Source organism: Falsiroseomonas oryzae (assembly GCF_027856955.1).
Lineage (GTDB): Bacteria > Pseudomonadota > Alphaproteobacteria > Acetobacterales > Acetobacteraceae > Falsiroseomonas > Falsiroseomonas oryzae.
Genome location: NZ_JAPSMD010000217.1, coordinates 1 through 8,874, shown reverse-complemented (window position 1 = coordinate 8,874; position 8,874 = coordinate 1). Strand labels below are relative to the sequence as shown.

At 72.3% G+C, this 8,874-nt stretch carries 8 protein-coding genes; all 8 read right to left on the bottom strand.

Annotated features, from left to right (window positions below; translation table 11 throughout):
- Positions 1-1,902: phenylalanine--tRNA ligase subunit beta (pheT, locus tag OZN99_RS18915; protein ID WP_270936823.1), on the bottom strand; the 1,902-nt coding region annotated here is incomplete at its 3' end.
- A 165-nt stretch (positions 1,903-2,067) separates the two neighbouring features.
- A complete protein-coding gene (gene pheS / locus OZN99_RS18910; protein ID WP_270936822.1) occupies positions 2,068-3,153 on the bottom strand; it encodes a phenylalanine--tRNA ligase subunit alpha in 1,086 nt (361 codons plus the stop codon).
- 82 nt (positions 3,154-3,235) lie between these two features.
- On the bottom strand, positions 3,236-3,601 hold the full coding sequence (gene rplT / locus OZN99_RS18905) for a 50S ribosomal protein L20 (RefSeq protein ID WP_270936821.1): 366 nt from the start codon (positions 3,599-3,601) through the stop codon (positions 3,236-3,238).
- A 17-nt stretch (positions 3,602-3,618) separates the two neighbouring features.
- Positions 3,619-3,825: a 50S ribosomal protein L35 gene (rpmI, locus tag OZN99_RS18900; protein WP_270936820.1), complete on the bottom strand. Its 207-nt coding sequence runs from the start codon at positions 3,823-3,825 to the stop codon at positions 3,619-3,621.
- Between the two features lie 234 nt (positions 3,826-4,059).
- The gene (chrA, locus tag OZN99_RS18895) at positions 4,060-5,397 is read right to left on the bottom strand and encodes a chromate efflux transporter (RefSeq protein WP_270936819.1); all 1,338 of its coding nucleotides are present in this window, start codon (positions 5,395-5,397) and stop codon (positions 4,060-4,062) included.
- Positions 5,397-6,206, bottom strand: a complete 810-nt coding sequence (locus OZN99_RS18890; protein WP_270936818.1) for a sulfurtransferase/chromate resistance protein — start codon at positions 6,204-6,206, stop codon at positions 5,397-5,399. The genes chrA and OZN99_RS18890 overlap by 1 nt, the downstream gene beginning before the upstream one ends.
- 152 nt (positions 6,207-6,358) lie before the next feature.
- Positions 6,359-6,919, bottom strand: a complete 561-nt coding sequence (locus tag OZN99_RS18885) for a ferritin-like domain-containing protein (RefSeq protein ID WP_270936817.1) — start codon at positions 6,917-6,919, stop codon at positions 6,359-6,361.
- Positions 6,920-7,010: 91 nt separating this feature from the next.
- Entirely contained in the window at positions 7,011-8,750 is a 1,740-nt protein-coding gene (locus tag OZN99_RS18880; protein ID WP_270936816.1) for an L-aspartate oxidase, read from the bottom strand.
- Between the last annotated feature and the right edge of the window lie 124 nt (positions 8,751-8,874).

Here is an 8,874-nt window from a genome sequence, read left to right as displayed (position 1 = left end):
CGCCGGCGCGGCCCAGTTCGCGCCGGTCAGGCCGGCCCGCAGGCCGGCGGCGACCGCCAGCTGGCTGCTGCCGTTGGCCGGGTCGCGATAGGCCCCGCCGATCTCGGCCAGCGCCACGTCGGCGAAGCCGCGCGCCGCGTTGCGCGCTGCCGCCATCGCCAGCGAGGCGACCGGCGTCGGGCGCATCTGGTCGAGGTCGGAGGCGATCGGGTTCTCCAGCTGGAGGCTGTCCGGCGTCTCGCCGAACAGCGCCGCCTGGCCGCGCGCCAGGAAGCCGTACGTCACGCAATCCTGCATCCCGCGTGCTGCCAGCACCCGCCGCGCCAGCGCCGCGCGCGCCTGCTTCGCGCTCAGCGCCGGCCGCGGCACCGGCGAGGCGAGCGGGAGCGACACGGCCGGCACGGCATCCAGCCCGCCGAGCCGCAGCACCTCCTCCACCAGGTCGCATTCCGGCTCGACCGCGGCACAGCCCTCCGCGGCGGCCTTCGCGCGATCGGCGGGCAGGGCGCTGTCCTGCGCCAGCGCGCCGGCACCGGCGACATCGTTGCGCCAGGGCGGCACGGCGACGGTGACGCGGTCTGTCTCGCGCGCCACCGTGCAGAATCCGAGCGCCGTCAGCCGACGCACCGCCTCGTCATCCGGCAGGTCGAGCCCGCCGAGGTTCCTGATCCGCTCGAAGCGCAGCGTCGCGTTGCGCGCCCAGGCCGGCTCCGCGCCGGCCGCCGAGACCTCGGAGGCCTCGCCGCCGCAGAGCTCGATGATCATGTGCGTCGCGGCATCCAATGCCTTGGGCAGCAGCGCGGGATCGATGCCGCGCTCGAAGCGGCTGCGCGCATCCGTCCGCACGTCGTGCCGCCGGCCCGACAGCGCGATGCGCACGGGGTCGAACAGCGCGCACTCGATGAAGCACTCCGTCGTGCCCTCGTCGCAGCCGGAATGCTCGCCGCCGATCACGCCGCCCAGCGCCTCCACGCCGTTGGCGTCGGCGATGACGCCGTCCTCCTCGGTGAGCTCGTAGCTCTTGCCGTTCAGCGCGACCAGCTCCTCCCCGGCGCGGGCCATGCGCATGGAGAGGTCGGGGCCGGCGACCTTGGCCACGTCGAAGACGTGCAGCGGCCGGCCATAGGCGAAGGTGAAGAAGTTCGTCACGTCCACCAGCGCGTTGATCGGGCGCAGCCCGATCGCCGTCAGCCGCTCCTGCAGCCACTTCGGGCTCGGGCCGTTCCTGACGCCCCGCACCGCGCGGCCGAGCACCCAGGTGCAGGCGCGCGGATCCTCGATGCGCCAGCGCAGCGGCGACGGATAGGCCGGCGTGACGGGCGCGACGTCCCACGGCTTCAGCGTGCCGAGGCCCGCCGCCGCCAGGTCGCGCGCGATGCCCCGAACGCTGAGCGCGTCGCCGCGGTTCGGCGTCACCTTGATCTCGATCACCGGGTCGTCGAGGCCGGCATAGTCCACATAGCGCGCACCGACCGGCGCGTCGGCCGGCAGGTCCACGATGCCCGAATGGTCGTCGCCGAGGCCCATCTCGCGCGCGGAAAGCATCATCGCCTCCGACTTCACGCCGCGGATCTCGCCCACCTTCAGCGTGATGCCGGTGCCCGGGATGTAGGCGCCAGGCAGGGCGGCGACGCCGACCATGCCGGTGCGCGCATTCGGCGCGCCGCAGACCACCGAGTATTCCTTGCCGTCGCCGAGATCCACGCGCAGCGCCCTCAGCCGGTCGGCATTCGGGTGCTGCACCGCCTCGATCACGCGGGCGATGCGGAACATCGCGAGCTCCGCCGCCGGGTCGTGGATGCCTTCGACCTCGATGCCGATGGCGGAGAGGGTGGTGGTGATCTGCTCCAGCGAGGCCTCGGTCTCGAGATGCTCGCGCAGCCAGGACAGCGTGAACTTCATGGGACCAGGCCTTCAGGCGCCGAGAATGGGCAGGGCAGGCGCGCCCCCACCCCGACCAGCGGGAGAGGGATCAGGCCGTGACGACGATCCCTCTCCCGCGCAGCGGGGGAGGGTGCCCGAGCGAAGCGAGGGCGGGTGGGGGCGCGAGCGACCGTGCCAGCCATCTCACACCCCCTCATGCAGCGAGGCCGGCGCCAGCGGGTCCGCCGCGTAGTGCTTCAGCCAGCGCAGGTCGCATTCGTAGAACGGCCGCAGGTCGGGCATGCCGTGCTTCAGCATGGTGATGCGCTCGATGCCCATGCCGAAGGCGAAGCCCTGCCACTCCCGCGGGTCGAGGCCGCAATTGGCCAGCACCTTCGGGTGCACCATCCCGCTGCCCAGGATCTCCAGCCAGTCGCCGCCACCGCCGAGCTCGCCGGTCCTGCGGTTCCAGCCGATGTCCACCTCCATGCTGGGCTCGGTGAAGGGGAAGTAGCTGGCGCGGAAGCGCACCGGCAGGTCCGCGATGCCGAAGAAGGCGCGCAGGAAATCCACCAGGCAGCCCTTCAGGTGACCGAGGGTGATCCCACGATCAATGACCAGCCCCTCGACCTGGTGGAACATGGGCGAGTGCGTCGCATCGTGGTCGGCGCGATAGGTGCGGCCGGGCGCGATGATGCGGATCGGCGGCGGCTCCGCCAGCATGGTGCGGATCTGCAGCGGGCTGGTCTGGGTGCGCAGCACGCGGCGATGCCCGTTTGGGTCGGTGCCGGGCATGTAGAAGGTGTCGTGGTCCTGCCGCGCCGGGTGGTGGTCCGGGATGTTGAGCGCGCCGAAATTGTGCCAGTCGCTCTCGATGTCCGGGCCTTCCACCACGCGGAAGCCCATGGCGCCGAAGATCGCCGTCAGCTCCTCGATGGTGCGGCTGATCGGGTGGATGCCGCCATCCGCGGCGGTGCCGGGCGCAAAGGGGCGGGGTGGCAGGGTCACGTCCACGCGCTCCGCCTTCAGCCGGGCGTCGAGCTCCGCCTCCTCCAGCGCGCTGCGGCGGACCTCGAGAAGCGCCTCGATCTCCGCCTTCAGCCTGTTCAGGGCGGCGCCCCGTTCCTTGCGCTGCTCGGCGGGCACCTGGCCCAGCCCTTTCAGCAGCCCCGACAGGCTGCCCGACTTGCCGAGCACCGCGACGCGCACCGCATCCAGCGCGCGGAGATCCGCGGCGGCGGCCAGCGCGGCTTCCGTCTCGGTGCGGAGAAGCTGAAGATCGTCGCTCATGATCCGTCCCGGATAAGCAAAAGGCCGCCCCCGGAGGAGCGGCCCTCTGTCGTTCTGGAAGTCCCGATCGCCTTGCGGCGAATCAGGCCTGCGCGGGGAGGGCGCCCTTCGCCTTCTCGACGATGGCGGCAAAGGATGCCGCGTCGTCGAAGGCGATCTCGGCCAGCACCTTGCGGTCCATCTCGACGCCCGCGGCCTTCAGCCCGGCGATGAAGCGGGAATAGGTCAGCCCGTGCTCCCGCACCGCGGCGTTGATCCGCTGGATCCACAGCCCGCGGAACTCGCGCTTCTTGTTGCGGCGGTCGCGATAGGCGTACTGCAGCGCCTTCTCGACCCGCTCCAGCGCGGGGCGATAGGCGGTGGAGGACCGGCCGACATAGCCCTTGGCGAGCTTGAGGACCTTCTTGTGACGAGCGTGCTTGGTGACGCCCCGCTTGACGCGTGCCATCTCTCAGACCCCTCCGCTCAGCGATCCAGCCCGTAGGGCAGCCACTGCTTCACCGTATCGCCGTCCTGCTTGTCCAGCACGAACATGCCGCGGTTCTGGCGCTTCATGGTGGTGGTCTTGGCGGTCAGGCAGTGGCGCTTGTTGCCGGCGCCAGCCTTGACCTTGCCGGTCGCGGTGAGTCGGAAGCGCTTCTTCACGCTCGACTTCGTCTTCATCTTGGACATTTGGCCCTCCTGTCGGGGTCGCGGCCCCCCACCTTGCGCCCCGGCGGAACCGGGGGCCGCACCATGCGGCGGGGGGGCTGGGCCGGCCGGGCATGTCCAGGGAGCCACGGCGCGGGGAGGGCGGCGTATAGTCCGCCCGTCCCCCCGGCGCAAGCGCGCCGGCCGGGCGCCTTGCATCTCGGGCGACCCGGTCCGGGCCTCCGGGCCTTGCCGCCCTGTCGTCAGCGGCGCGCCTCAGAAGCCGAGGACAGTGCGCGCCGCGAAGCCCGCCGCCGCCGTCACGGCCAGCGTCCGCACCAGACCTAGGTGCAGCACGAAGAGGCAGACCGCCGCCAGCGCCGTCAGCGCCAGCGCATCCGGCACCAGGGAGAGCGGGTCGGGCAGGCCGAGGCGCATCGGGCCGATGGCCACCGGCTCCACCCGCTCGAACACCACCCTGAGGCCGAACCAGACCGCCAGGTTGGCGATCACGCCGACAACCGCCGCCGTCACCCCGGCCAGCGCGCCCTTCAGCCGCGCCGCGCCGTGCAGCCGCTCCACATAGGGGGCGCCGAGGAAGATCCAGGCGAAGCAGGGCGCGAAGGTGACCCACACCGTCAGCAGCGCGCCGGCGAAGCCGCCCAGCACGCCGGAGTCCCGGTAGCCCGCCAGGAAGCCCACGAACTGCAGCACCAGGATCAGCGGGCCCGGCGTGGTCTCCGCCAGGCCGAGGCCGGCCAGCATCTCGGAGGCGGTCAGCCAGCCATAGCCCTCGACTGCCTCCTGCGCGACATAGGCCAGCACGGCATAGGCGCCGCCGAAGGTCACCACCGCCATCTTGGAGAAGAACCAGGCGATGTCGCCGAAGGTGCCGGCCCCCATCAGCATGGCGACCGGCCAGACCCAGAGCGCCACGGCCACCAGCCCCGCCCGTTTCGCCGTGCCCGCCATGCGCTGCGGCCGGTCCGGATCGGTGACGAGCACCGCGTCCAGCAGCGCGGGCGGGCCGTCCTTCGCCGCGCCGTGTCCCGCCCCGGCGAAGGCCTGCGGCAGCAGGTAGCCGACCAGCGCGGCGGTGAGCACGACGATGGGGAAGGGCACGTCGAAGGCGAACAGCGCCACGAAGGCCAGCGCCGCCACAAGCCAGGGCACCGCGCCCTTCAGCGCGCGCCGGCCGACGCGGATCAGCGCCTCCACCACCACCACCAGGACGGCGCATTTCAGGCCGAAGAACAGCGCCGCCACCACCGGCACGTTGCCGAGCGTGGCGTAGATCAGCGACAGCACCATCATCACTGCGATGCCGGGCAGCAGGAACAGAAGCCCGGCCGCGATGCCGCCCTTCACTCCATGCATCAGCCAGCCGAGATAGGTGGCAAGCTGCGTCGCCTCCGGCCCCGGAAGCAGCATGCAGAAGTTCAGCGCATGCAGGAACCGCGCATCGCTGACCCAGCGCCGTTCCTCCACCACCTCCCGGTGCATCAGCGCGATCTGCGCGGCCGGGCCGCCGAAGGACAGCAGCCCGATCCGCGTCCAGACCTGCAGCGCCTCCCGGAAGGTCGGGAAGGCGGTGGTGTGCGTCGGCGTGTCCATCAGCCCGCCCTGGGTCCCGGCCAGTTGTGCGTCTCCTCCGTAGCGTCGCGGCACCAGAGGTGGAAGGCGTCGTACAGCGCCATCCCTGCCTCCAGCTGCGCCAGGTCGTCGCGGTACTGGCGCGACAGGCCGAGCGAGGCGGCCAGCAGGCCTGCGCATTGCGGCGCCAGCTCGAGCCGGGCGGTATCCGCGCCGCGCACGATCACCGCCAGGCGGTCGAGCGCGGGGGTTGAGAGCCCGAACTCCGCCAGCATCGTGTCGAAGGTGCAGGTCTCGCCGCGATGGCTCCAGAACACGCCATCCACGTCGAAGGGCGTGGCGCCGAAGCGCTCCGCCACGGCCAGGACCTCCGCCGCCGCCACGAAGAGGAAGACGGCGGAGGGATCCAGGAAGCGGCGGATCAGCCAGGGGCAGGCGATCCGATCCACCTTCGGCCGCGCGCGAGTGACCCAGAGCGTGCGGCCTTCCGCGTCGCGCGGCGGGATGCGGTCCGCCGCGACCAGCGGCAGGCCGGCGGCGGCCCAGCCGGCGAAGCCGCCCTCCAGCACCTCGGCCCGGGCGCCGGCATGGCGCAGCCAGGCGGCGGCGCCCTCGCTGAGCTTCAAGCCCTGCTGGCAGACCGTGACGACGGCCTGGCCGCGGAACGCCTCCGCCCAGGCGGCGACGTCACGGTGGTCGCGCCGGATCGAGCCGGGCAGCAGGCGGGGGTCGGCGGCGGCATCCTCCGCCGTCCGCACGTCGATCAGCACAGGCGCATCGGGCAGCCCGATGCGGCGGGCAAGCTGTTGCGGTGCAATGGTGTTGGGCATGAGCGTCCATCCGAGACGGGTGGTGGACGCGATGCTTGGGCCGTGGCCTCACGGGGCGATCGCGGAAGCCCCTGGCCCGCAGGCTAGGAAGGGGCTCCCGCGCAAGTCAAGCGCATCGCGACGCCGTCACGACACCTTTCCGCGCGACGCCGTCACGACACCTTGCGCCGGCTGCCGCCGCGCCGGTTCTCGTTGGCGCTCTCCGCCTCCTCCGCCTCTGCGCGCGCCTCGCGGATGAAGGTCGGGTTGACCTCCCGCTCGGCCACCTCGGTCAGCTTCTCGTCGGTCATCTTCTCCTCGGCCAGGGTCTGGCCGAGCAGCTTCGCGATCTCGTCCTGGCCCGCTGCCTTGGCCAGCGCCACCATCGTGCCGTAGGCGGCGATCTCGTAGTGCTCGATGCGCTGGGCGGCGGCGATGATCACCACGTCCATCATCGGGCCCTTGTCGTGGTCGCCCATCTCGTGGTTGGCCTCCTCGATCAGGCCGCGCATCGCCTCGCACACCTTGCGGCCGGGCTTGCCGCCCAGCCGCTCCAGCGCCTGTTCCACCCGCTCGATCTGCACCTCGGTCTGCTCGATGTGCATCTGGAAGCCCTGCTTCAGCTTCTCATTCGTCGAGGTCTTCATCATCTTCTGCATGCCGCGCAGGGCCTGCTTCTCCGCGCTGTAGGCGTCGCGGAGCTGCTCCGTCATCAGCCTGGTGATCTCGTCCATCCGTCCGGTCCTCCGATGCTGCGGCCACGAATCCGCGGCGCCGGTGGGGGAACGGGGTGGCGCGGGGCCGGGTTGCCCGGCCCCGCGTGAACTATTCCGCGGCCACCGCCGCCAGCAGGCTCTCGCCCGGGCGTACGCGGCTGAACGCCACGGGCTGCCAGGCCAGCGCGATGCGGCCATCCCCGCCGAGCGTCGTGACGGTGGAGGCAAGGCCTGCCGCCGCGTCCCGGGTCTGCGGGAAGTCCTCGCGCCAATGCGCGCCACGGCTCTCCTCCCGCGCGGTCGCGGCGGCCACGATGGCGCGGCTGACCAGCAGCAGGGAGCGCAGGTTCAGCCAGTCGTGCCAGGCCAGGTTGAAGGCGCGCGCCCCGCCATCCACCCCGGTCCGGTCCAGTTCGGCCTCCAGCGCGTCGAGCCCGCGCGCGGCCTCCGCCAAGCCCGGTGCGTCGCGCAGGATGCCCGCCTTCTCCCACATCAGCGCGTGCAGCGCGTCGCGGATGGGGGAGAGCGGCGCGGCGGGCTGCGCGAAGGGCGCGTGCACCAGCGCCAGCGCAGCTTCCAGCGCGGCCGGGTCGGGGTCCTCGATGGCGCCCTCGCGCGGCACCCAGGCGGCCATGCTGTCGCCGGCGATGCCGCCGAACACCGTGGAGTTCGCGACGCCGTTGCCGCCCAGCCGGTTCGCGCCATGCACGCCGCCGGTGTCCTCTCCGGCCGCGAACAGGCCGGGCAGGGCGGTCGCGCCATCCGGGCGGAACACCACGCCGCCCATCATGTAGTGCGCGGTCGGCACCACCGGCACGCGGCCGCCGGCCAGGTCGAAGCCCATGTCGGCGCAGCGTTCCACCATGCCCTTGAACTCGCGCCGCACGCGGTCCGGGCCGAGATGCGCCATCTCGATCCAGAGGCCGCCGGCCTCGTTCACGTTGCCCGCCAGCATCTCACGGTACATGGAGCGGGAGACGATGTCGCGCGTCGCCCGTTCGTTGCGCGGATCGTATCTGTGCATGAAGCGCTGCCCGTCGCCGCCGAGCAGGTAGCCGCCGGAGCCGCGCAGCCCTTCCTCGATGATGGTGCCGGTCATGCGCGTGCCCGGCCCGGCCAGAACGCCGGTCGGGTGGAACTGCACCATCTCCATGTCGCGCAGCGCGAGGCCGGCGCGCAGCGCCATCGCCATGCCGTCGCAGGACTTGTCGCCGGATGGCGTGTGGTAGGTGTACATGGTCGGCCCGCCGCCGGTGCCGAGCAGCACGGCCTTCGCCTGCACCAGCACCAGCGCGCCGCTGCGCACATCCACCAGCAGCACGCCGGCCAGGCGGGATCCGTCGCGCGCGGGCAGCAGCGCCACCGCGCGATGCTCCTCCATCCGCTCGATGCCGCGCGCCCAGGTCTGTTCGGCCAGGCGGTTGATGATCTCGATGCCCGTCAGGTCGCCCTTGTGGACGGTGCGGTCGAAGGTCTGCCCGGCAAAGGCCTTCTGGTGGATGGTGCCGTCGGCGTTGCGGTCGAAGAAGCAGCCCCAGCGGTTCTCGAGCTCGCGGATGCGGCGCTGCGCTACCGTTACCAGCGTCCAGGCCAGGTCCTGGTCGTTCAGCCAGCCGCCGCCATGGATCGTGTCCATGAAATGCCGCTCGGCAGAATCCTCCGGCGCGAGGGCGACGTTGTAGCCGCCCTGCACCATGCGGGTGCAGCCCGACTTGCCGAGCAGGCCCTTCACCGCGACGGTCACGCGCAGATCCGGCCGCGCGGCCTTGGCATGCAGCGCGCCGAGCAGCCCGGCGCCGCCGGAGCCGAGGACCAGGATGTCGGTCGTGCGCCGTTCGAGGGTGGTCATCGCGGGCCTCGCGGGCTGGCGGGAACGCCGCAGCCGCAATCCTCCTGCGGCGGCGGGGAGGGCTGGGCGGGCTGCGCCGCGGCCGGTGCGGCCAGCAGCAGCGGCGCCAGCGCCAGCGCGGCGG